The following is a 21,878-nucleotide window of genomic DNA, read 5'->3' as shown; positions in this document are numbered from 1 at the left end:
TATGGGTTATTTCCACTCGCCGAGATAGAAGTGCGCCATCTCGTCGTCGGTGACGGGATAGGTGAAGTCCGAGTTGTAGGCGTAGGTCCGGCCATAGAGGAAGAGCGGGATGTAGAGCGCCTGATCGGCGATCCTGTTCAGCGCCTTGGAATAGAGATCCTTGCGCTCGGCCTTGTCGGTGGTCGAATCCGCCTTGACCAGCCAGTCGCGCACCTGCGGGTCGCGGGCGTAGTCGTCCGGCCCGAACTCGAAATAGTGGCTGGTCGAAGCCGAGACGTCGAGCATGCCGTTCGAGCCCCAGGTCAGCTGCGCGATCGGCGTGTCGTCGCCGACGATGTGCGGACGCAGCGCGCCCCACTGCAGGAACTGCAGGTCGGTCTGGATGCCGACGGCCCGCAGATAGTTCAGCACTGCCTCGGTATAGGGTCGATCGCGATAGGCGTAGAAAGTCGTCTTGAAGCCGTCGGGATAGCCGGCCTCGGCGAGGAGCTTCTTGGCCTCGTCCGGATCGTAGTCGTACTGCTTCACATCGGTATCGCAGCCGGCCTGCACCGGAGCGCAGAACGACTTCAGCACCGCCGAGCCCGCGCCGACGAGGTTCTTCGAGAGCGACTCGCGGTCGATCGCATGGGCGATCGCCTGGCGCACCTTCTCCTTCTTGAACGGCGTGTCGCCAGTGCGTCCGCCTGCGTCGAGCGCCAGGAAGGACATTCGCATGGTCGCGGCCGAAACGACGTCGATGTTCGGCGCCTGCGAGAGGAGGTCCGCGTTCTCCGGCGCGACGCCCCACATCCAGTCAATGCCGCCGGTCATCAGCTCGGCGATCTGGGTCTCCGTGTCCTTGATCGTCCGGAAGACGATCTTGCCGATCTGCGGCTTGCCCTTCGGCGAACCGTCGAAATACTCGGGGTTCTTCTCGAGGGTGAGAGACTGGCCGGCCTGGAAGTCGGTCATCTTGTACGGGCCGGTGCAGACCGGCTGGACAGCGCCGTAGTCCTTGCGCGTCTTGCCGTCGGCGGCCGGCACCTCGGGGGCGCCGTCATAATGGCCGGAGGGATAGATCGGCATGGTGCCGGTCAGATATTCAAGCGCCGCCGGTGTCGGCGCCTTGGCATGGATGCGCACGGTCTGCGGGTCGACCACCTCGACATTGTCGATCCAGTCGACGATCAGCCGGAACTGCATGTCGCTGCCGGGTGCGGCGACCGTGTTGAGCGTGTAGGCCACGTCCTCTGCGTCGAAGTCGGTGCCGTCGTGGAATTTCACACCCTCGCGGAGCTTCAGCTCAAGCGTCTTGTCGTCGGTCCAGTTCCAGCTCGTGGCCAGCAGCGGCTCGTATTCGTTGGTCTTGGGATCCCGATAGACCAGGCTGTCGCACATCGCATAGGCGTTGATCAGCACCTCGCGCAGATTGCCGTAATAGATGTCGGCGGTGCCGATCTCGGTCGAGGTCGACCAGGTGAAGGTGTCGTCGTCCTTGCCGGCGAGCGCCGGCGAGGATGCCGCGACGGCAAGGGCCGTCGCGCAGAACGCGGTCCTGAGTCTCATGGCATTTCCCTCTCTTGTGATGGCGATGACTGGCTGCCCTCGTGCCAGGGCAGTTGCAGCGTCGAGGCAATATCCCCGCCGCGGTGGATGGCGAGGACGGGTGGCCGCCCATGCGGCAGTTGCACGTAATGATCGGCGTCGGCCGCCGCGATCGACAGCCGGATGCGGCTTCCCTTCTGGAACCGCCAGGAGACCGGCAGGAGCGCGAAGCGCAGCCGGGCGGGCTCGCCGGAGGGCAAGGGTTCGGCATCGGCGCGGCTGAAGTCGCGGAAGGGCCAGGTCCATCTCTGGTTTTCCGGCGGCTCCTTCGTGTGGCGATGAAGCGCCCTCAGGACGCCCTCGGTCACGTAGCGGATCCTGCCGTCGCTCTCGACCTCGGAGAGATAGACGTGAAGAACCGCGTCGGGCTGATTTGCGGTGAGCCAGATGTCGACGACGGGATGACCGGTGATTTCGGCTGTGCGCGGCAGCGGGTCCGAATCGTAAGAGGCCATTGCCGCCTCGTGATCCGCCCAGTCGCCGTAGTAGTCCGTGGTGTTCACCGCCGCGAGCCGCTCGTGCCGCGTCGAGGAGCCTGTGCCGGCGGTAAAGTCCGCCGCGACCAGGTCCGTCCCGGCGTCTGAGGGCGCTTCCTGCAGCCGCTCGTTCGCCGCGAGCGTGAGGGTCTTCGTTCCGGTTCGCGGGGGCCAGGCAGAGGCCGCGTGCCAGCGCTCTTCGTGCATGCAGAAATAGTGGATCGGCGCTTCCTCGCCGAGCCCGGTCTCGTGTCCCATCAGGTAATGGTCGAAGAAGCGCAAGACCTCCGCCAGAACATCGAAGTCCGGGACGACCGCGCCTCGCCAGGGCGAGACATTGGTGCGCGCGCCGTGATCCCATGGGCCGATCAGCATGTGCTGTCGGTTTTTGGGCAGGGACAGATAACGGGCTATGGCGCCGTTGGAAAACCCCGCGCCGTCCATCCAGCCGGACACCGAGAGGATGGCGCAATCGCGCTCGAAGCCGCCCGCATAGTGACACGGGCTGAAGGAATGCGCGCCGAAGGAGGGATCGTAGGGCAGGCGGTCGTCGGTGAAGCGGAACTCCGAGATGAAATCCGGCATGTGAAAATTGCCGAGGTGCTCCCGGACGGCCGCCCGGCACAGCGCGCCATCGCCATCCTCGTCGACGGGCTGCGGCCCGACGAAATCCGGATTGTCGAAATAGGGCTGCCTGGCCAGAATATCGCGGCGGTCGTGGTCGAGCCCGACCATGATGTCGTCATAGCTCTTCGCCAACTGGTTCAGAAGGACGCCGCCGGGATAGAAGTGGTCGACATAGGTGTTCCACACTGCAAAGAGCGGCGCGATCGCCTTCACCGCCGGGTGGCCGGTCGAGGCGAGGAAGCAGGATGCCGCTCCGAGATAGGAAATGCCGGTCGAGCCGATGATGCCGTCGGACCAGGGCTGGGCCACGATCCAGTCGGCGATCTCCCGGGAGTCGTCGCGCTCCTTCGGCGATCGGAAGGAGTCCCGCGTGCCGAAGCTCGCCCCGGTCCCGCGCACGTCGACGACCACCACGGCGTAGCCTCGCTGGACGAAGAAGTCCCGGTACTTGGCGGCATTGGGCGAGGGATCGCTCGACGCGGCCGCACCTTCGCGCAAGGCAAAGCGCCGATAGTAGGGCGTCAGGATGAGGATCGTCGGATAGACCTGTTCCTCACGCCCGGCAGGCTGGGGCAGGTAGATGTCGGCGGCGAGGCGGCAGCCGTCCCGCATCGTCAGATAGAGCGAGCGCGGGCGTGCGGGTCGGGCATAGGGAACCGGTCGATCTGCCAGGTAGCGCGATGGTGGCACGCGCCATGCGGTCGTTCCCGCATCACTATCCGACATCTTCGCTCCGCACCTCTTTCACGGTTGAAAAGTCAGCCTAGCTGGCTTGTACCATGCGTCAATTTCGGAGTTTGTAACGGTTCATGCGGAAAGCGCATATGAAAGGGCCGGGATGAACCTGAAAGGACTGGAAGCGCTGAGGGCCTTCATGGAAGGCGGCTCGGTCAACGCGGCGGCCGAACGCCTTCGCCGGACCCAGCCGCAGGTGAGCCGCCTGCTCGCCGCACTCGAGGATGAAATCCGCTTTCCGTTGTTCACCCGCAAGAACAGGCGGCTCGTCCCGACCCAGCAGGCGCGCGAATTCTATGCTCATGTCGAGCACGCGCTCTACACGCTCGACGAAGCGATGTACGCCGCCGAGCGGGTGCGCGACAGGCAGCGCCGTCACGTGCGCATCCTGACCGCGCCGCATGTGACGGATGCGCTGCTCGCCGACGCCATCGCGGTCATGACGCAGGAGGATTCCGGCTTCACGGCATCGATCGATTCGCGTTCGCGGCTCGACATCGAGATCTGGCTCGGCCGCGAACAGTTCGACCTCGGCATCACCGTTCTGCCGTTGGACAGCGACGTCATCGATGTCGAACCGATGGTCGCGGTGCGCGCGGTCGCGGTCATGCGCCACGATCATCCGCTCGCACAGAAGGACCGCGTACACGTCAGCGATCTCGTTGACATGCCGCTCGTCGCCAACGCCCCGCGCACGGTCGTACGGCAGCATATCGACGCCGCGTTCCGCAAGATCGGCCGCCAGCCGACGATCCGTCTGGAGACGCCGAATGGCCAGGTGGCGTGCGAGCTCGCAGGCCGCGGCCTGGGCGTTGCGATCGCCGACGGCTTCGTGGCGCGCTCCAGCCTAAAGCCTGCCATGGTCATCCGGCCGTTCGAGCCGCCGATCGAGCTGCGCTACGTGTTCATCTTCCCGAAATGGCAACCGCGCACGCCCTCGGTCAATCGGCTCGCATCGCTGATCCGGGAGGCGGCGCGGCGCCAGGGCGGGGCCGACGTCTCGGCCGAGGACACGTGACAGCGGAGTTGCGCCTGCCGCATCATCCCTTGCGATTTCCGAATTTGACCCGGCCGCGGAGGCTCGCCAATCCTGCGCGCCGACCGTGACCGGTCGTCGATCATCAAAAGGAGCGACACGTCCCTTGACCAGAGAAGCCGCCATCGCCCGTGCCGAAGCCGTCTTCGAGGACGGCTCCTTCCGCGAAACGCTCGCGCGCCGCGTCGCCATGCCGACGGAGAGCCAGAACCCCGAGCGGGCGGAGGCGCTCTCCGACTATCTGGAACGGGAGATGATCCCGAATCTTCAGCGGCTCGGCTTCAAGACTGAGGTTGTCGAGCATCCGGCCGCACGCGCGCCGTTCCTCATCGCAGAACGGACCGAGGATCCCGATCTGCCGACGGTGCTCGGCTACGGCCATGGCGACGTCATCCGCGGTCTCGACGCCGATTGGGACGAGGGTCTCGCTCCCTGGACGATGACCGACAAGGGCGACCGGTGGTACGGCCGCGGCGTCGTCGACAACAAGGGCCAGCACGCGATCAACCTCGATGCGCTGGAGGCGGTCCTGGAAACGCGCGGGCGGCTCGGCTTCAACGCGAAATATCTGATCGAGATGGGCGAGGAAGTCGGCTCGCCGGGCCTGCGCGAGCTGTGCGCCGAGAACCGCGAGCGGCTGAAGGCGGACGTCCTGATCGCCTCGGACGGTCCGCGGCTGTCCGAAGAGCGGCCGACGATCTTTCTCGGCTCGCGCGGCGGTATCGCCTTCGACATGTGGATCGACGCGCGCGAAGGCGGCCGCCACTCCGGCAATTGGGGCGGGCTCGTCTCGAACCCGGCGATCCAGCTCTCGCACGCGATCGCCACCCTGGTCGGGCCGACCGGGCAGATCCGCATTCCGGAAATGGTGCCGGAGGAGCTTCCGGCTTCGGTCCGCAAGGTTCTCGCCGACTGCGACATCATGCAGGGACCGGAAGGCAAAGAGGTCGAGCCCTGGTGGGGCGAGCCCGGCCTCACGCCGACCGAGCGCGTCTTCGGATGGTGCTCGCTGGAAGTCCTCGCTTACGAGGCCGGCAACCCCAAGACGCCGGTGAACGCGATCCCGCCCCGCGCCTGGGCGCGCATGCAGCTGCGCTTCGTCGTCGGTATCGATCCGTTCGCCGTCGTTCCGGCGATCCGCCGCCATCTGGAGCGGCAGGGCCTGGGGAACGTGAAGGTCGAACTCGCCAGGGACGGGCTCTTCCAAGCGACACGTCTCGATCCGGAAGATCCGTGGGTGACCTGGGCAGTGGAGTCCATCGAGCGGACGACCGGCGGCAAGCCTGCGATCCTGCCGAACCTGGGCGGTTCGCTGCCCAACGACGCGTTTTCCGACATCCTCGGCATGCGCACGATCTGGGTCCCGCACTCTTACCCCGGTTGCTCTCAGCACGCACCGAACGAACACATGCCGACGCATATCGTAAAGGAAGGGCTGGCGATGATGGCGGGGCTCTATTGGGATCTCGGCGAACAGCCGCCGAAGGGCGCCTGACGGAAGGCGAGCCTGATGGACGCGCGATCGCGGTTCGTGCAGGCCGAGCCGCTGCGGGCCGGCGGTGGACAGCTTTGAAGAACTTAGGCCAAGGCCTCTGGCTGGTAGGACGTATGCCTCCTTCATGGGAACGGGGGCCGGCCTGCCAGAAGAGCTTGGACTTCGGATCGCCGCCACGTCCTCGCTTATCAAAATAGGAAAAAAGTCATTGACACCGTCACGGTGATCGGATAGGGTTCAGGCACAGTCGAGAAATTGCGGGGCGGCACGGTGATCAACCGGCCGCCTTTTTGTTTGTGCGGAGGCCTACGGCAAAGCCAGCGATGCCGATTGGTGCTGCTGGATGGGTCTACCCGGACTTCGGACTTCCAGAGCGGCTGCCCGGCTGCCGGTCCATTGTGTTTGGCTGCAGGCGGTTGAGACGAGGCAATCCCCATGACCATTCTCTTGTCGGAACGGCTGCTGGCTCTGCTCACCGAAGAGATCGCGGTGCTGGAATCGCTTTACAAGGAAGAAAATCCTCAGATTGGGCAGGGGCTGGACGCCGTCGCGGCGGCGGGCCGTGCAGGCGGGGGAACTGGTGCGGGCGCGGAGACTGGTGCGGGTGCTCTGGTGGAAGAGGCCGAAGACGAGGCAGCCGAGATCGCGGGCCCGTGCCGGGAGGGCGAGGCTGGACCGGGCTTGGATCTGCGCGAGGATGCGGCGGGCGAGGAGCGGTCTGGGACCGCGTACGGCGCCGAACGCATGGGGCAGGGCGTGCCGAAGAGTGCGTTCGGCCGGCCGCGGAAGCCGGTCTTATTCAGGCGGGCGGCCGCCGAAGGGGATTTGGCGGTCGAACCGGTGGAGCCGGAAGGTCCCGGGGATGTCGCACGCAAGAGACGGGCGAAGAACGGAGCGGCGTGCAAGCGTTCTGCGGCGCCAGCGGAAGGTTCAACGGCTAGGGCCGGGACTGCCGGCCGGGCTGGCGGGCCGCGTTCCAAGGAGCGGGCCGAGGCGCTCGGCCAGCTGACCCGCACGCTCGAAAAGCTCCTGGAGCTGAAGCGGCTGGAGATGCTGGCCGGGCAGGGCGGTGCCGAAGACCGTGCCGAGACCGAACGGCTGCGGGCGGAGTTTCTGCTGGGATTGCGGAACCTCGATGCCCGCAGGCGTGCGGGGCCGACGCTCTTCGACCCGCAGACCGGCGCCTATGCCGGACATCTGCCGGCTGCAGGCGAGCCGGAAGGGCCAACTGGTGTCGCCGGTCTCAGGGACGCTCTGCCGAACTGACGAGCCCGGGCCGGGCAGACGGAGCCGGCGATCGGCGATCCTGGAGCAGAGGACATGGAGCGCGAATGGCGGCGGCGAGCGAGGAAGACGTCGGGCGGCAAGACGTCGTCGAGGAAGCACCCGCATCCGACCTGCCGCCCGAGGCGCTCCTGTCGGAGCCGGAGTTCTGGGAGGCGGTGGGCAGCCTTTCCGAGATCCCGCCCCGAAAGGTCATCGAAACGTCGAAGCCGATATGGGCCTCCGTCGCCCGCAGGGCGCAGCTGCCGCCTGCGGGCGAATGGCGGCAATGGCTGATGATCGGCGGCAGGGGCTCGGGCAAGACGCGTGCGGGCGCGGAATGGGTGCAGGCCATGGCGGCGGGCGAGGCGCCTTTCGCCACGCGCCCCCATGGCCGGATCGGGCTGATCGCCGAGACGCTCGGAGATGCCCGGGAGGTGATGGTTGACGGCGAGAGCGGACTTCTGGCGGTGGCGCGCGGTTCGCGGCCTGTCTTCGAGGCGAGCCGGCGGCGGCTGGTCTTCGCCAATGGAGCGATCGCGCAGATCTTCTCCTCGGAAGACCCGGATGCGCTGCGTGGCTACCAGTTCGATCTCGCCTGGGGCGACGAGCTGGCGAAATGGGTGCATGGCGAGGCCTGCTTCGACAATCTGCAATTCGCCCTGCGGCTGGGGGACCGGCCGCGGGCGCTGTTCACGACGACGCCGCGCCCGATCCCGCTCCTGAAGCGGCTGATCGAGAGCGAAGGGACCGTGACCACCCACATGCGCACGGCCGAAAATGCCGCGAACCTCGCCCCGGGTTTTTGGGCGGCGATCGAAGCCCGCTATGGCGGCACCCGGCTCGGGCGGCAGGAACTCGACGGGCTGATCTTAGCTAGCCGCGAGGACGCGCTGTTCGACCTCGCCACGATCGAACGCAGCCGGGTGCGCGCGGCCCCTGAGCTACGCCGCATCGTCGTCGCCGTCGATCCGCCGGCGAGCTCGCACAAGCGCTCGGACGCCTGCGGGATCATCGCCGCCGGGATCGGTGCTGGCATCGCCGCCGGCGGGGCATCGACCGGGTCGGCGATCTACGTTCTCGCCGATGCCTCGCGACGCGGGGCGAAACCGCATGAATGGGCAAGGGCGGCCGTCGCGCTCTACGAGCGGCTCGGTGCCGACAGGATCGTCGCCGAGGTGAACCAGGGCGGCGACATGGTCGAGGCAGTGATCAGGGCCGAAGCCCCGTCGGCCGCGTTCAAGGCGGTTCGGGCGAGCCGGGGCAAATGGGTCCGCGCCGAGCCGGTCGCCGCGCTCTACGAACAGGGGCGCGTGCGTCATGCCGGCCGCTTCGCCGAGCTCGAGGACGAGATGGCGGACTTCGGACCGGACGGGCTGTCCGGCGGCCGCTCCCCCGACCGACTGGACGCGCTGGTCTGGGCGGTGACGGCGCTCATCGGGCCGGCGCAGGATCCGCGTGTGCGCGGGCTTTAGAGATCTTTTCCGCCAAGCGTTGGGGCCGGAACTGGCCGTGGCCGGATGAAGCGTGCTGCCGGAAAAGTCTTCGGTCTTCCGGCAAACAGGAGCAATCGATGACGATCAGGAACACGATCGCCGCCTGGCTCGGCCGGGCGGACACGGACGCGCGCGCCGAAACGGCGGAGGCGGACCGCCAGGCCGGGCGCAAATCCTTTGCACCGCCGGCCGGCACGCTGGTCTTCAGCGGCGCAGGATCCGATGCCTGGACCGAGCGCTCCTATCCGGCGCTGGCGCGAACCGGCTTCATGCAGAACCCGGTCGTCTACCGCTCGGTGCGGATGATCGCCGAGACGGCGGCGGCGATCCCGATGCTGCTCTATGACGGGACGGCCGAGATCGAGGACCATCCGCTCATCGAGCTCTTGCGCCGGCCGAACGCCGCGACCGACGGCAGCGGCCTCGTCGAGACGCTGTGCGGGCACCTCCTTCTGTCGGGCAACGCCTATCTCGAAGCCGGAATGCTGGCCGGCGAGATCCGGGCCCTGCACGCGCTCAGGCCGGACCGGGTGCGGGTCGTCGAGGATCGCGACGGCTGGCCGGAGGCCTACGAGTACCGGGTCGGTGGAAGCGTCCGGCGGATTGCCGCCGAGGGACAGGGCGACAAGCCGGCGCCGCTTCTGCATGTGCGGCTGTTCCACCCGCTCGCCGACATCGCCGGCTACCCGCCGCTCGCCGCAGCCCAGACGGCTCTCGATCTTCACAACGCGGCCTCGCGCTGGAACAAGTCGTTGCTCGACAACTCCGCCCGTCCGTCCGGGGCTCTGGTCTACAAGCCCGCCGACGGCGGCAATCTCGCTCCGGACCAGTTCGACCGGCTGAAGGCCGAGCTCGAGACCGGCTACGCCGGTTCGGCCCGTGCCGGACGGCCGATGTTGCTCGAAGGCGGGCTCGACTGGAAGGCGATGGCGCTCTCGCCCAAGGACATGGACTTCGTCGAGGCGCGAAACGGGGCGGCACGCGACATCGCGCTGGCCTTCGGGGTGCCGCCGATGCTGCTCGGGATCCCCGGCGACGCGACCTATTCGAACTATACCGAAGCGAACCGGGCACTCTACCGGCTGACGGTGCTGCCGCTCCTGAACCGGCTCTGCGGCGCGATCGGCGACTGGCTCGGCGGCCATTACGGATTGCCGCGGCTTCAGCTCAGAGCCGATCTCGACCGCGTCGACGGGCTGAGCGCCGAGCGCGAGGCGCTCTGGGCGAGGGTGAGCGGGGTGGATTTCCTCAGCCGGGACGAGAAGCGCCAGGCCGTCGGCTACGGCACGGGGCGCTGACGCCCGATCTTGGGTTGGTCTGGACCTGTACACAAAGAGAGGCGGCGCGCGGAGCGCCGCCGAGAATGCCACGACATCAAGAGTTCAGGACGGGCGAATCATGCTGCGATCTCTCTGCGACGTCAATCGGATCTGCGATCGCAGCCGCGGGAGCCGGGGAGGAAAATCATGAGTCTGGAACCGATCTCCGGTCTGGCGCTCTGGCTGTCGAAGATCGCCGGTGCCACGGCGGGAGCCGCGATCTCCGTCGCCTATCTCCTGCCGCGCGGACGACGGGAAGCGGCCATCCGCTTCCTGATCGGGCTCGTCACGGGTATCGTCTTCGGCCCGCCCGCCGGGCTGATGCTGGCGGAGAGGCTGAAGCTCGACGGAACGCTCGACGCGGTCGACCTCGTGTTGATGGGGTCGGCCTCCGCCAGCCTCTGCGCCTGGTGGGCGCTCGGTGTCCTGTCGCGCTTCGCCGAAGGCCTGTTCCGGCCTCGCGGCAACATGTCGGGAGGAGGCAAATGAGCGGCGGATCGCGGTCCGCGGCCGCCGCCTTGGCGGCCGATCCTGTCCTTGCCGGGATCGGTTACCCGCAGGCGGCGACGATCCGCGGCTATGCGGCGCTCTTCGGCGAGACCGACCAGGCCGGCGACGCGATCGAGCCCGGCGCCTTCGCCGCCTCGCTCCGAGGGCGCGGCGCCTCCGGCATCCGCATGCTGTGGCAGCACGACGTGGCGAGGCCCGTCGGGATCTGGCGCGTGATCCGAGAAGACCGAACCGGTCTCTATGTCGAGGGCGACCTCGCTTTGGGAACGACGAGCGGACGGGAGGCCGCGGGGTTGGTCGCGGCCGGCGCCCTCGACGGGCTCTCGATCGGCTTCCGCACCAAGCTCGCGCGGCGCGGAATCGGGCCGACGCGCCGGCGCCTGGTGACGATCGATCTCTGGGAGATCTCGCTCGTCACCTTCCCGATGCAGGAGCGCGCCCGGCTGATCCGCCTGCCTTCGATCCCGCAGACCATCCGCTGACGCAAGAGCCGGCGCTTCGGGAGCATGTTCGTCCGCCGGCGGACCGTCGGACATTCCTTCGCAAACAGGAGACGATGATGAGCGAGACGTCCCATCCGGACTTCGAGACCAAGACGCATGCGCCGCAGGTCGAGGGCGCCCGTGACGAGTTCATGCGGACCTTCGAGGTGTTCCGCGAGGCGAACGACGCCCGGCTCGGCGAGATCGAGAGGCGCATGCATGCCGACGTCGTCACCGAGGAGAAGGTCGAGCGCCTCTCCCGGGCACTCGACGCCCAGGAGCGGCAGATCGAGCGCCTGGCACTGAAGGAGATGCGCCCGGCGCTGGGCGGGGGCGGAGCCGAGCACCGGCGCGGCGTGCCGAGCGAGCACAAGGCCGCCTTCGAGCGCTATGTGCGCGGCGGTGACGAGGCGCCGATGCGTCGGATCGAGGAAAAGGCGATGTCGAGCCTGACGGGGGCCGACGGCGGCTTTTTGGTTCCCGACGAGACCGAGACGGAGATCGGCCGGCGGCTCGCCGCGATCTCGCCGGTCCGTTCCATCGCCACCGTGCGCATGGTGTCCTCGGCGATCCTGAAGAAGCCTTTCGCGATCTCCGGTGCGCAGACCGGCTGGGTCGCCGAGACCGACGCCCGTCCCCAGACGACGGCGCCGCAACTCGCCGAGCTCTCCTTCCCGACCATGGAACTCTACGCCATGCCGGCGGCGACCAACACGCTGCTCGACGACGCGGCCGTCGATATCGACCGCTGGATCGGTGAGGAGGTGGAGCAGGCCTTCGCCGCCCAGGAAGGCGCCGCCTTCGTCTCCGGCGACGGGGTCGCCAAGCCGAAGGGCTTCATGACCTATCCGACGGTCGACGAGAGCGTCTGGGCCTGGGGTTCGGTCGGGACCGTTTCCACCGGCGCCGATGGCGGGTTCGCGGCGGGGACGGCGGCCGACGCGCTGGTCGACCTCGTCTATGCGCTGAAGGCCGGCTACCGGCAGAACGCCAGCTTCGTGATGAACCGGCGCACCCAGGCGACGGTACGCAAGCTGAAGGACACCGACGGCAACTATCTCTGGCAGCCGCCCTCGGCAGCAGGAGCGCGCGCGACGCTGATGGGCTTCCCGCTCGTCGAGGCCGAGGACATGCCGGACGTCGCGGTCGGCGAGAAGGCCATCGCCTTCGGTGACTTCGCCAGGTTCTACCTGGTCGTTGACCGCCAGGGCGTCCGGGTGCTGCGCGATCCCTATTCGGCCAAGCCCTACGTCCTCTTCTACACCACCAAGCGGGTCGGCGGCGGCGTCCAGGACTTCGACGCGGCGAAGTTCCTCGACTTCTCGGCCTGATAGAGGCGGCTGCGTGATCGGGGCCGGGCGGCGACGTCCGGCCCCTTTTTCTTTTTTTGGGGGTGCTCATGACGACCATCGATCTCGGCGTGGTGGAGGAGCCCGTCTCAGTCGCCGACGCGAAGCTGTGGGCGCGGATAGAGCGCGACGACGAGGACGGCCTCATCGCGGCGTTGATCCGCGCCGCGCGGGAGGCGATCGAAACCGCGACCGGCCTTGCCCTCTCGCAGCGAAGCTTTCGGCTTGTTCTTGACCCGGTTCCGCCGCATGGCTGGATCGAGGCGACGCGGCATCCGCTCGAGGCGCTCGGTCCGGTCACGGCGTTTGCCGCAGACGGAACGCCGAACCTGCTGGACGCGGAAGATGTGGTGATCGAACGGTCGATGGGCCTCGAGGCCTTCCGGCTGTCGCCAGCAGCGCGGGAGGCTGCCGCGAACGGTATCGAGATCGAGTTCACGGCAGGATTTTCGGCCGGAAAGGTTCCGGAAAACCTCCTGCTCGCCCTGAAGACGATCGTCGCCGCAAGCTATGAGACGAGGGCGGCGGTGGGACCGGACATGCAGCCGGCGCTGATGCCGGATCTCGCTGCGACACTGATCGCGCCCTATCGGCGGGTGCGGATCTGATGGCGCCGCTGTTTCTCGATCCCGGGCTCCTGCGCCGCCGGGCTGTGCTGGAGGCGCCGGTGGAAATTTCCGACGGAGCCGGCGGCGCAGCGACCGCATGGCAGGAACTGCGCGAACTCTCGGTGCATGTCGAGCCGACCGGCGTGGAGGCGCGCGAGCGCTTCGACCGCCGGGAGGTCACCGTGACGCATCGGGTGATCTGCCGCACCGTCTCCGGTCTGGAACGCGGACAGTCGTTCCGCCTCGGCGAGCGGCGTCTCATCATCCGCTCAGTGCATGATCCCGATGAGACCGGTCGGTTCCTGATCTGCCGCTGCGAGGAAGAGGCCTGATGCGGCTTTCCTTGCGCATCGATCCGGGACGGCTCGTTGCGAGCGTCCGCCACAAGGCGGTCCTGATCCTGGCGCGGCATCGGCTGGGTGATGCGTCCGCGACGATCCGCAATCTGCCGGAGACATCCTTGCTGACCGCGAGTCCCGACGCGCTAAACGTTCTAGCGGACTTCGAGGCATCGGCGCTGTCCTCGAATGGAACAACAACGCCGGCGACGACTTATCGACTCGACGGATCAGGTTTTACGAACAGTTGATGAAATCGAGGTGTCGCGTGTCGTGACGGACCGTCGATCGTGGCATATGTTTCAGATGGTCAGAAACCGTGAACGAGGGCCGAAGCGATGGCGCATCCCAGCGCTGAACTGCAGGAAACGATTTTCGAGACATTGACCTCCGATCCGGCGCTGACGGCGCTCCTTGGCGGTCCGAAAGTCTTCGATCGCCGGCCGGAACGTGCCAAGTTTCCCTATCTGACGCTTGGCAGGACGGCCGTCGTCGATTGGTCGACCGGCACGGAAGACGGCGCGGAACACATTCTGACGCTGCATGTGTGGGCCAAGGGCGGTGGCAAGGCCGAGACCTACGAGATCATGGACAAGGTGTCGCGCAAGCTCGACGACGCGCATCTGCCGCTCGAGGGCCATCACTTGGTCAACCTGCAGCTCCAGTTCGCGGAAGCACGGCAGGAGCCGGATTCTGCGACCTATCACGGGATCCTCCGGTTCCGTGCGGTGACCGAACCGCTGGCCTGAGCGACGGCGCGCCCGCCGGTCGGGCGATCACGATTTCAGAACGGTTTCGAGGCGGTCCGACGGGCCGCCTTTTTCTTTGGCTTCCGCAGAGACAGGATGTGTCAGAATGACCGCACAGCGAGGCAAGGACCTCCTCTTGAAGGTCGATGAGGACGGCGACGGCAACTTCGTCACCCTGGCGGGGCTGAGGACCCGCCGGATCGCCTTCAATGCCGAGACCGTCGACATTACCGATACCGAGAGCGCCGGGCGGTGGCGGGAACTCCTCGGCGGCGCCGGCGTCCAGCGCGCGTCCCTGTCCGGCTCCGGCATCTTCAAGGATGCCGCCTCGGACGCGTCGCTTCGGCAGATCTTCTTCGACTCCCGCATCGTTGCCTTCCAGGCGGTGATTCCGGACTTCGGGATCGTCTCCGGTCCGTTTCAGGTCACGGCCCTCGAATATGGCGGGGAGCACAATGGCGAGGTGACCTTTGAGGCGACGCTGGAATCGGCCGGCGCGCTCGGCTTTTCGGTGCTGTGACGATGGCGGTGAACCGTCGCCGCGGCGAAGTCGGCGCCATCATCGAAGGGCGTGAGCGGCGGCTCTGTCTGACGCTCGGCGCTCTCGCCGAACTCGAGGACGCCTTCTCGGCCGACAATCTGGCGGACCTCGCCGCGCGGTTCGGTGGTGGCCGGCTCTCGGCGCGTGATCTCGTTCGCATCATCGGGGCGGGCCTCAGGGGGGCGGGGGCCGAAGTGAGCGACGGCGAGGTGGAGAGCATGCGGATCGACGGCGGGGCGGCCGGCGCGGCGGCTCTGGCCGCAAAGCTGCTCACGGCGGCGTTCGGCAGCGCCGACCGGTCGGTGGAGCCGGCGCCGGACCCTTGAGAGCCGCGCCGGCGGACGGGGCTGCCGGCGCGGCCTTTCCCTGGGACGAGGCGATGGCGCTGGGGATCGGCCTGATGGGCCTTTCGCCGGCCGAATTCTGGACGATGACCCCGCGCGAGCTTGCCGCCGCTGCGATCCCGCATCTGCCCGCGCATGTGGGCGCGCCGGGGCGGGACGACCTGGCCGCGCTGATGCGGCGCTTTCCCGATCGAGGATGACGAGATGAACGAGGACGAGACGCTGACCGTTGCCGTCGCGGCGGATACGAGCGGCCTGGAGCGCGCCCTGGATGACATCACCAAACGGGCGAACAGCTTCGGCTCGGCGCTGACCTCGGCCTTCAGCGGCGCCATTGTCGGAGGTCGCTCGTTCGAGAGCGTTTTGCGCCAGCTCGGCCAGAGGATCTCGGCGATCGCTCTCGACGCCGCGCTCAAGCCGCTGACCGGTCTCGCATCGAGCGCGATCGGCCCGCTCTTCAGCGGATTGGGTGATGCGGTTTCGGGGGCGATCGGCGCCCCCACCGTCACGCCCTTCGCCAAGGGTGGGGTCGTGGCGGCGCCGAGCTATTTTCCGACGGGAGGCAAGCTCGGCCTGATGGGCGAGGCGGGGGCGGAGGCGATCCTGCCCCTGAAGCGCGGCACGGACGGATCGCTCGGCGTCGCGGCTCCGGCGGCGCACGCGGGACCGTCGATCGTCTTCAACGTGTCGACGCCGGACGCGCCGAGCTTCCAACGTGCCGAGGCGCAGATCCAGGCCATGCTCGCCCGCGCGGCGGGGCGCGGCCGGCGCGGGCTCTGACCCATGACGATCGAGAGCTTTTCCGAGGAGCGGTTCCCGCTCCGGATCGCCTTCGGCACGAGTGGCGGCCCGGAGCGGCTGACCGAGATCGTCCGCCTGTCCACTGGCTTCGAGCACCGCAACCAGCGCCATCGGCACTCGACCCGCCGCTACGATGCGGGCTCGGGCGTCAAGAGCCTCGCCGATCTCGTCGCGGTGGTCGCCTTCTTCGAGGTGCGCCGCGGCAAGCTGACGGGGTTTCGATTTCGCGACCCGCTCGACTGGCGATCGGCCGCCCATGGCGCTCCGGTCTCGCCGCTGGACCAAGCTATCGCGGTCGGGGATGGTTCGGCGACGGCGTTCGCCCTGGTCAAGGTCTACGGGGCGGACGAGGGGGCCTATCGCCGCCCGATCGAAAAGCCCGTCACTGGGACCGTGCGGGTCGCTGGCGACGGGATCGAGCTCGGCGACGACGGTTTCAGCGTGGATGCGACCACGGGCGCGGTCACCTTCGCCGTCGCTCCGACAGCCGGCGCGCTTGTGACCGCCGGCTTCGAGTTCGACGTCCCCGTGCGCTTCGACCTCGACCATCTCTCCGTCAATCTCGCCGCCTTCGAGGCGGGCGAGATCCCCTCCATTCCGCTGATCGAGATCCGGCCATGAAACAGCTGCCCCCCGCGCTTGCCGCGGCGACGAAGGGTCCGGCGACGACGCTCGCCAATTGCTGGCGGCTGACGAGGCGCGACGGGACCGTCCTCGGCTTCACCGACCACGACGCGCCGCTGTCCTTCGACGGGACGTTGTTTGCCGCGGCGACAGGGCTTTCGGCGAGCGAAGCGGAAGAGGAACTCGGCCTCGCCGCGACGACGCGCGAGGTCGAGGGGGCGCTGTCCTCGGCGGCAATCGAGGAGGTCGACATCTTCGCCGGGCGCTACGACGGCGCGACGGTCGAGACCTTCGTCGTCGACTGGCAGAATCCGGCGGCCCATCTGCGGCTCGATGTCGCTGAGCTCGGCGAGGTGAAACGCGGCGAGACCGCCTTCACGGCCGAGTTGAGGAGCATCGCCACCCGCCTCGACCGGGTCCGCGGACGGCTCTATCGGCGCCGCTGCGACGCCGTCTTCGGCGACGCGCGCTGCGGCTTTCCGGCCTCGACGCCGCCCTTTACCGTCGAGGCGGTGATTTTCGCGGCGACGGGAGCGTCGATCGAGACCGCGAGCGATCTCGGCGCGGCCGCCAGCGCTTTCTCGTCCGGCCGGCTCGCCGTCCTTGCCGGGCAGGGAGCGGGATTGGCCGCCGACATCGTCTCGGCGGCCGAGAGCGGCCTTGGAACAGTGAGGTTCTTCCTCGCGGAGGCGATCGAGGCAGGCCTCGCCGCCGGCGATCGGATCAAGGTGACGCAGGGCTGCGACAAGAGCTTCGAGACCTGTCGCCTGCGCTTTTCAAACAGCGTCAATTTCCGCGGCTTTCCGCATATGCCGGGTGCGGATGCGGCGCTCGCCGTCGCCAAGTCCGACGGCGTCTTCGACGGCTCGCCGGTGGTGCCATGAGTGCCGCAGCACATGCCGGCCAGGAACGCCGCCGCGGACGCCGCGAGGAGGCGCTCATGGAAGCGCGGACCTGGCTGGGCACGCCTTACCGCCATCAGGGCTGCCGCAAGCAGGTCGGCTCGGACTGCCTGGGTCTCCTGCGCGGGGTCTTTCGCGAACTCTACGGGATCGAACCGGAAGATCCGGGCTCCTACGGTAGGAGCTGGGCGTTGCGCGGCGGCCCGGACCGGCTGATGGCGGCGGCGGGCCGGCATCTCCTTCCCCTGGCGATGGCCGAGGCCGGCCCGGGCGATGTCGTCCTCTTTCGCTGGCGCGCCCAGTCGCCCGCCACCCATTGCGCGATCCTCGACGAGGACGGGCGGCTGATCCACGCCTATGAGGGCGCCGCGGTCGTCTCCTCGCCCATGCCGAACGCCTGGCGGCGGCGGATCGCCGGCGCCTTCCGCTTTCCGGAGTAAGCCATGGCGACGATCCTTCTGCAGGCGGCCGGCGGCTTCGTCGGCGGCATTCTCGGCGGCCCCTTCGGTGCCGTTCTCGGCCGGGCGGTCGGCGGACTCGCCGGCGCCGCGGTCGACAGCACGCTGTTTGGCGGCACGACCCGTCGGCAGGGCGCGCGGCTGTCGAACACGAGGATCATGCAGGCCGACGAGGGGGCCGGGATCGCGCGCGTCTACGGCACCGCGCGCGTCGCCGGGCAGGTGATCTGGACGACGCGGTTCGAGGAGGAGACCCAGACCGAGCGCCAGGGCGGCAAGGGCGGCGGCCAGAAGGTCGAGACCACGACCTACAGCTATTTCGGCAATGTCGCGGTCGGCCTGTGCGAAGGACCGATCGCCGCGATCCGCCGCATCTGGGCCGATGGCGAGGAACTCGACCTCGAGACCGTGTCGCTGAGGGTCTATCTCGGCGATGAGACCCAGGCCCCTGATCCGCTCATCGAGGCCCAGCAGGGACCGGGCCGCGCGCCGGCCTATCGCGGCCTCGCCTATCTCGTCTTCGAGCGCATGCCGCTGGGGCGCTGGGGCAACCGGATTCCGCAGATCTCCTGCGAGGTGCTGCGCCCCGTTGGCGCTCTCGAAGGCCAGCTCAAGGCGGTGACCATCATTCCCGGCGCCAGCGAGCACGGGCTCGACCCCGCCGTCGTGCGCGAGCGGATCGGCGAGGGCGAGGATCGGCTGGTCAACCGGAACATGCTCTACGCGCCGAGCGACTGGGCCGCTTCGCTCGACGAACTCCAGGCGCTTTGTCCGGCGCTTCAGCGCGCCGCGCTCGTCGTCTCCTGGTTTGGCGACGATCTGAGGGCGGGCCACTGCCGGCTGACGCCGCGGGTCGAGATCTCCGCGCGCGACGAGACCGAAGCCTGGCGCGTCGGCCCGATCACGCGCGGGGAGGCCGAGCGCGTCAGCTGGGTGGACGGCGGGCCGGCCTATGGCGGTACGCCGAGCGATGCCGGCGTTCTGCGCGCGATCGCCGATCTTCGGGCGCGGGGCCTGTCGGTGACCTACTACCCGTTCATGCTGATGGACGTGCCGCCGGGTAACGGACTTCCCGATCCCTATGGCGGCGCGGAGCAGGCGGCCTTTCCCTGGCGCGGCCGGATCAGCCTCGACATCGCGCCGGAGCGCGGCGGGACGGCGGATCGGACGGCGACGGCGAGGAGCGACATCGCAGCCTTTCTCGGGACGGCCGAGCCTTCAGATTTCAGCTTCGAGGACGGCGTTCTCACCTATTCGGGGCCGGACGAATGGTCCTACCGGCGGATGATCTTCCATCAGGCGCATCTGGCGGCTGCCGCCGGCGTCGACGCCTTCGTCATCGGGTCGGAACTGCGCGGGCTGACGCGTCTGCGAGACGACGCCGGCCACTTTCCCTTCGTCGAGGGACTGATCGACATCGCCGGCGAGGTGAAGGCGATGCTGCCGGGTGCCGTCGTGACCTATGCCGCCGATTGGAGCGAATATTTCGGCTATCACCCGGAGGACGGCTCCGGCGACGTCTTCTTCAATCTCGACCCGCTCTGGGCTTCGGATGCGATCGACGTCATCGGCATCGACGACTATCTGCCGCTCGCCGACTGGCGCGACGAGGTGGCGGAGAGCGCTGACGCAGCGTCCGTCTACGACCGCGACGGGCTTTCGGCGGGGATCGCAGGCGGCGAATATTTTGACTGGTACTATCTGAACGAGGCCGACCGCGCCGCGAAGGCGCGCACGGCGATCACCGACGGTGCGGCCGGCAAGCCCTGGGTGTTTCGCGCCAAGGACCTGCTTGGCTGGTGGTCCAACCTGCATTTCGATCGTCGCGGCGGCGTCGAACTCGGCTCTCCGTCGCCTTACGTGCCGAAGGCCAAGCCGATCTGGCTGACCGAACTCGGCTGCCCGGCGATCGACAAGGGCCCGAACCAGCCGAACGTCTTCGTCGACCCGAAGTCTTCCGAGAGCCATGTGCCGCATTTTTCGGCCGGAGGCCGCGACGACCTCGTCCAGCGGCGGTTCCTCGAGACGCAACTCGGCTATTGGGACGAGACGGCCGGAGGGTTTTCCGAGGCGAATAATCCGGTCTCGCCCATCTATGGCGGGCGGATGGTCGATGCGTCGGCGGTCCATGTCTGGACCTGGGACGCGCGGCCCTATCCGGCCTTTCCCGGGCGGAGCGATCTGTGGCGCGACGGCGAGAACTGGCGACGCGGGCACTGGCTGAGCGGGCGGCTCGGCAATGCGCCGGCCGACGCGCTGATCGCGGCAATCCTCAAGGACCACGCAATCGCGGATTTCGACGTGTCCGGCGTCGAGGCCTCGCTGACCGGCTATGTCGACGACGGCCCGAGCTCGGCCCGCGATCTCCTGGAAGGGCTGCTGCGTCTCACCGGCACCGCCGCGAACGCGGCGGACGGGAGGATCGTGTTCCGGGCGCTCGGCCGGCTGCGGCCGGTCGCCGAGATCGACGGCTTCGCCGAACTGGGTGGTCCCTATGTCGAAATGCGCCGGGCCGAGGCCGGGGATGGCGCCGATATGATCAGCCTCTCTTTTCTCGATCCCTGGCGCGACTATCAGCCGGGCACGGCCGAGGCGGCGCGGGCCGGAATCGAACAGCCGCGTCAGGAGGTGGTCAGCGTTTCCGCCGCACTCGAGGAGAGCGAGGCGAAGACGTTTGCCGCGCTCATGCTTCAGGAGGCTGGGGCAGTCGGTGAGGCGGCATCCTTCGGCATCGCTCCGGCGATGCTCGCCGTCGAGGCCGGCGACGTCCTGACGCTTGCCGGCAGGCGCGGCGAGTGGCTGGTGAGCCGGATCGAGACCGGCACCGCCAGACGGATATCGGCAAGGCGCATGCCGCAGCGCCGGCGGGCGCTGCCGGACGCCGGCACACTCCCGCCGCGAACGGCGCCACCCGCTTACCCGACTGCGTCGCGGCCGAAGGTCGCATTCCTCGACCTGCCGCTGCCTGACGGCGGCGACGGTCTCGACGGCGCCCGTTTCGCCGTTTCCGCGGCCCCATGGACCGGCTACGGCATCACCCGTGTCGAGGGCGGCGAGGCCCTGGCGGCGCGCGCGACGGCGATCCGGCCGGCGAAGACCGGACGAATCGCCGCGGCGCTCGGCCCCGGTCCGGAAGCGCTGATCGACCGGGGCAACCGCCTTCAGGTCTCGCTTGGTCGGGGGGCTCTCTACGGAATCTCGCGCGAGCGCCTTTATGGCGGCGAGAACCTGTGCGCGGTCGAATGCAGGAACGGCTCCTTCGAGGTTCTGCAGTTCGAGCGGGCCGAGGAGATTGCTCCCGGGACCTTCCTGCTCTCGGGACTCCTGCGCGCCAAGGGCGGGACCGAGGACGCCATGGCGGCGGGGGCGGCGGAAGGGGCTCTCTTCGTTCTTCTCGATGCGGCGTGCGGCGCTCTCGGGCTTACGGCCGGCGAGGTGGGCCGAAGCCTCGACTGGCGCATCGCTCCGCTGTCGCGCCCGGCCGACGACCCTGCCGCCGTCACGGTCACGGCGACGCTCGGTCCGCGCTCGGTGCGGCCGCTGTCGCCGGTCCACCTGAGGGCGCGCTTTGCCGGGGACGGCGCACTGACGCTCTCCTGGATCCGCCGCACGCGAACCGGCGGCGACAGCTGGGAGACCCTCGACGTGCCGCTCGGCGAGGAGCGGGAACTCTACCGCATCGATATGCGCGATGGCGGCGGGACGGTGCTGACGCGCGAGGCGCAGACCGCGACGGTCACCATTACGGCGGACGAGCAGATTGCGGCGTTCGGCGCGCTGCCCGCCAGCGTCACCGTCGACCTCGCCCAGATGAGCCCCGTCTGGGGCGCCGGTACTGCGCGACGGGCGCAGTTTTCGCGGCCGGCCTGAGCGCCGGCGACCCATCAGCCAGGGAAGAGAAAGGACAAAGGCATGGACGACACCAAACCGTGGTACCTGTCGCGCACGATCTGGGGCTCCGTGGTCGCGCTGGCCGCTGCCGGAGCCGGCATCTTCGGTTACGAGGTCGATGCCGGCACAAATGAAGCGCTGACCAGCGCGCTCATCGAGGGCGCCGGGGCCGTCGGCGCGATCGTCGCGATCTACGGCCGGCTAGCGGCCCGCTCGACGATCGGCTAACCAGGAGACCGGCCGCCGC

General features: G+C 68.5%; 23 protein-coding genes. 21 read left to right on the top strand and 2 right to left on the bottom strand.

The features are described from left to right. Positions 1–6 precede the first annotated feature (6 nt). A complete protein-coding gene (locus LH400_RS01530) occupies positions 7–1,548 on the bottom strand; it encodes an ABC transporter substrate-binding protein (RefSeq protein WP_229150880.1) in 1,542 nt (513 codons plus the stop codon). After that, positions 1,545–3,416: a CocE/NonD family hydrolase gene (locus LH400_RS01525; RefSeq protein ID WP_229150879.1), complete on the bottom strand. Its 1,872-nt coding sequence runs from the start codon at positions 3,414–3,416 to the stop codon at positions 1,545–1,547. Before LH400_RS01525 ends, LH400_RS01530 begins: the two co-directional genes overlap by 4 nt. Positions 3,417–3,528: 112 nt before the next feature. Here LH400_RS01525 and LH400_RS01520 point away from each other — a divergent pair, with 112 nt between their 5' ends. From LH400_RS01520 to LH400_RS01420, 21 genes are all read left to right on the top strand, one after another. Next, the gene (locus LH400_RS01520) at positions 3,529–4,443 is read left to right on the top strand and encodes a LysR family transcriptional regulator (RefSeq protein ID WP_229150878.1); all 915 of its coding nucleotides are present in this window, start codon (positions 3,529–3,531) and stop codon (positions 4,441–4,443) included. Between the two features lie 124 nt (positions 4,444–4,567). Beyond that, positions 4,568–5,956, top strand: coding sequence for a M20 family metallopeptidase (locus LH400_RS01515; RefSeq protein WP_229150877.1), 1,389 nt, complete (start codon positions 4,568–4,570; stop codon positions 5,954–5,956). Positions 5,957–6,391: 435 nt separating this feature from the next. Beyond that, positions 6,392–7,222, top strand: coding sequence for a hypothetical protein (locus LH400_RS01510; RefSeq protein WP_229150876.1), 831 nt, complete (start codon positions 6,392–6,394; stop codon positions 7,220–7,222). Between the two features lie 65 nt (positions 7,223–7,287). Then, positions 7,288–8,694 carry a DNA-packaging protein gene (locus LH400_RS01505; RefSeq protein WP_229150875.1) on the top strand — a complete coding sequence of 469 codons (1,407 nt, stop codon included), beginning with the start codon at positions 7,288–7,290 and terminating at the stop codon, positions 8,692–8,694. Between the two features lie 98 nt (positions 8,695–8,792). Beyond that, positions 8,793–10,013: a phage portal protein gene (locus tag LH400_RS01500; RefSeq protein WP_229150874.1), complete on the top strand. Its 1,221-nt coding sequence runs from the start codon at positions 8,793–8,795 to the stop codon at positions 10,011–10,013. Positions 10,014–10,181: 168 nt separating this feature from the next. Beyond that, positions 10,182–10,523 carry a DUF6107 family protein gene (locus LH400_RS01495; RefSeq protein WP_229150873.1) on the top strand — a complete coding sequence of 114 codons (342 nt, stop codon included), beginning with the start codon at positions 10,182–10,184 and terminating at the stop codon, positions 10,521–10,523. Continuing rightward, positions 10,520–11,026 (top strand): HK97 family phage prohead protease, encoded by a 507-nt coding sequence (locus LH400_RS01490; protein ID WP_229150872.1) that lies wholly within the window; start codon positions 10,520–10,522, stop codon positions 11,024–11,026. The genes LH400_RS01495 and LH400_RS01490 overlap by 4 nt, the downstream gene beginning before the upstream one ends. 77 nt (positions 11,027–11,103) lie before the next feature. Further along, positions 11,104–12,357, top strand: a complete 1,254-nt coding sequence (locus LH400_RS01485) for a phage major capsid protein (RefSeq protein ID WP_229150871.1) — start codon at positions 11,104–11,106, stop codon at positions 12,355–12,357. 68 nt (positions 12,358–12,425) lie between these two features. After that, positions 12,426–12,983: a head-tail connector protein gene (locus LH400_RS01480; RefSeq protein WP_229150870.1), complete on the top strand. Its 558-nt coding sequence runs from the start codon at positions 12,426–12,428 to the stop codon at positions 12,981–12,983. Next, complete coding sequence (locus tag LH400_RS01475) at positions 12,983–13,315, top strand: phage head closure protein (RefSeq protein WP_229150869.1); 333 nt, start codon at positions 12,983–12,985, stop codon at positions 13,313–13,315. The genes LH400_RS01480 and LH400_RS01475 overlap by 1 nt, the downstream gene beginning before the upstream one ends. Continuing rightward, a complete protein-coding gene (locus LH400_RS01470; RefSeq protein ID WP_229150868.1) occupies positions 13,315–13,572 on the top strand; it encodes a hypothetical protein in 258 nt (85 codons plus the stop codon). The genes LH400_RS01475 and LH400_RS01470 overlap by 1 nt, the downstream gene beginning before the upstream one ends. Positions 13,573–13,659: 87 nt before the next feature. Further along, positions 13,660–14,070 carry a DUF3168 domain-containing protein gene (locus LH400_RS01465; RefSeq protein ID WP_229150867.1) on the top strand — a complete coding sequence of 137 codons (411 nt, stop codon included), beginning with the start codon at positions 13,660–13,662 and terminating at the stop codon, positions 14,068–14,070. A gap of 106 nt (positions 14,071–14,176) precedes the next feature. Then, a complete protein-coding gene (locus LH400_RS01460; RefSeq protein ID WP_229150866.1) occupies positions 14,177–14,590 on the top strand; it encodes a phage major tail protein, TP901-1 family in 414 nt (137 codons plus the stop codon). A 2-nt stretch (positions 14,591–14,592) separates the two neighbouring features. Next, the gene (locus LH400_RS01455; RefSeq protein WP_229150865.1) at positions 14,593–14,937 is read left to right on the top strand and encodes a gene transfer agent family protein; all 345 of its coding nucleotides are present in this window, start codon (positions 14,593–14,595) and stop codon (positions 14,935–14,937) included. Continuing rightward, entirely contained in the window at positions 14,934–15,155 is a 222-nt protein-coding gene (locus tag LH400_RS01450; RefSeq protein ID WP_255616753.1) for a phage tail assembly chaperone, read from the top strand. The genes LH400_RS01455 and LH400_RS01450 overlap by 4 nt, the downstream gene beginning before the upstream one ends. A 4-nt stretch (positions 15,156–15,159) precedes the next feature. Further along, positions 15,160–15,735, top strand: a complete 576-nt coding sequence (locus LH400_RS01445) for a phage tail tape measure protein (protein WP_229150864.1) — start codon at positions 15,160–15,162, stop codon at positions 15,733–15,735. 3 nt (positions 15,736–15,738) lie between these two features. After that, positions 15,739–16,377, top strand: coding sequence for a DUF2460 domain-containing protein (locus LH400_RS01440; protein WP_229150863.1), 639 nt, complete (start codon positions 15,739–15,741; stop codon positions 16,375–16,377). Continuing rightward, positions 16,374–17,264: a DUF2163 domain-containing protein gene (locus LH400_RS01435; protein ID WP_229150862.1), complete on the top strand. Its 891-nt coding sequence runs from the start codon at positions 16,374–16,376 to the stop codon at positions 17,262–17,264. Before LH400_RS01440 ends, LH400_RS01435 begins: the two co-directional genes overlap by 4 nt. After that, positions 17,261–17,722 carry an NlpC/P60 family protein gene (locus tag LH400_RS01430; RefSeq protein WP_370638302.1) on the top strand — a complete coding sequence of 154 codons (462 nt, stop codon included), beginning with the start codon at positions 17,261–17,263 and terminating at the stop codon, positions 17,720–17,722. Before LH400_RS01435 ends, LH400_RS01430 begins: the two co-directional genes overlap by 4 nt. Before the next feature lie 3 nt (positions 17,723–17,725). After that, positions 17,726–21,610, top strand: coding sequence for a baseplate multidomain protein megatron (locus tag LH400_RS01425; protein WP_229150861.1), 3,885 nt, complete (start codon positions 17,726–17,728; stop codon positions 21,608–21,610). Between the two features lie 42 nt (positions 21,611–21,652). Then, positions 21,653–21,859: a hypothetical protein gene (locus LH400_RS01420; RefSeq protein WP_229150860.1), complete on the top strand. Its 207-nt coding sequence runs from the start codon at positions 21,653–21,655 to the stop codon at positions 21,857–21,859. Positions 21,860–21,878: the final 19 nt, after the last annotated feature.

It is taken from the genome of Jiella soli, from assembly GCF_020615385.1.
Taxonomy (GTDB): Bacteria; Pseudomonadota; Alphaproteobacteria; order Rhizobiales; family Rhizobiaceae; genus VKMB-3413.
Note: the sequence above shows the minus strand (reverse complement) of the source record. Positions and strands in the feature narration are given on the sequence as shown.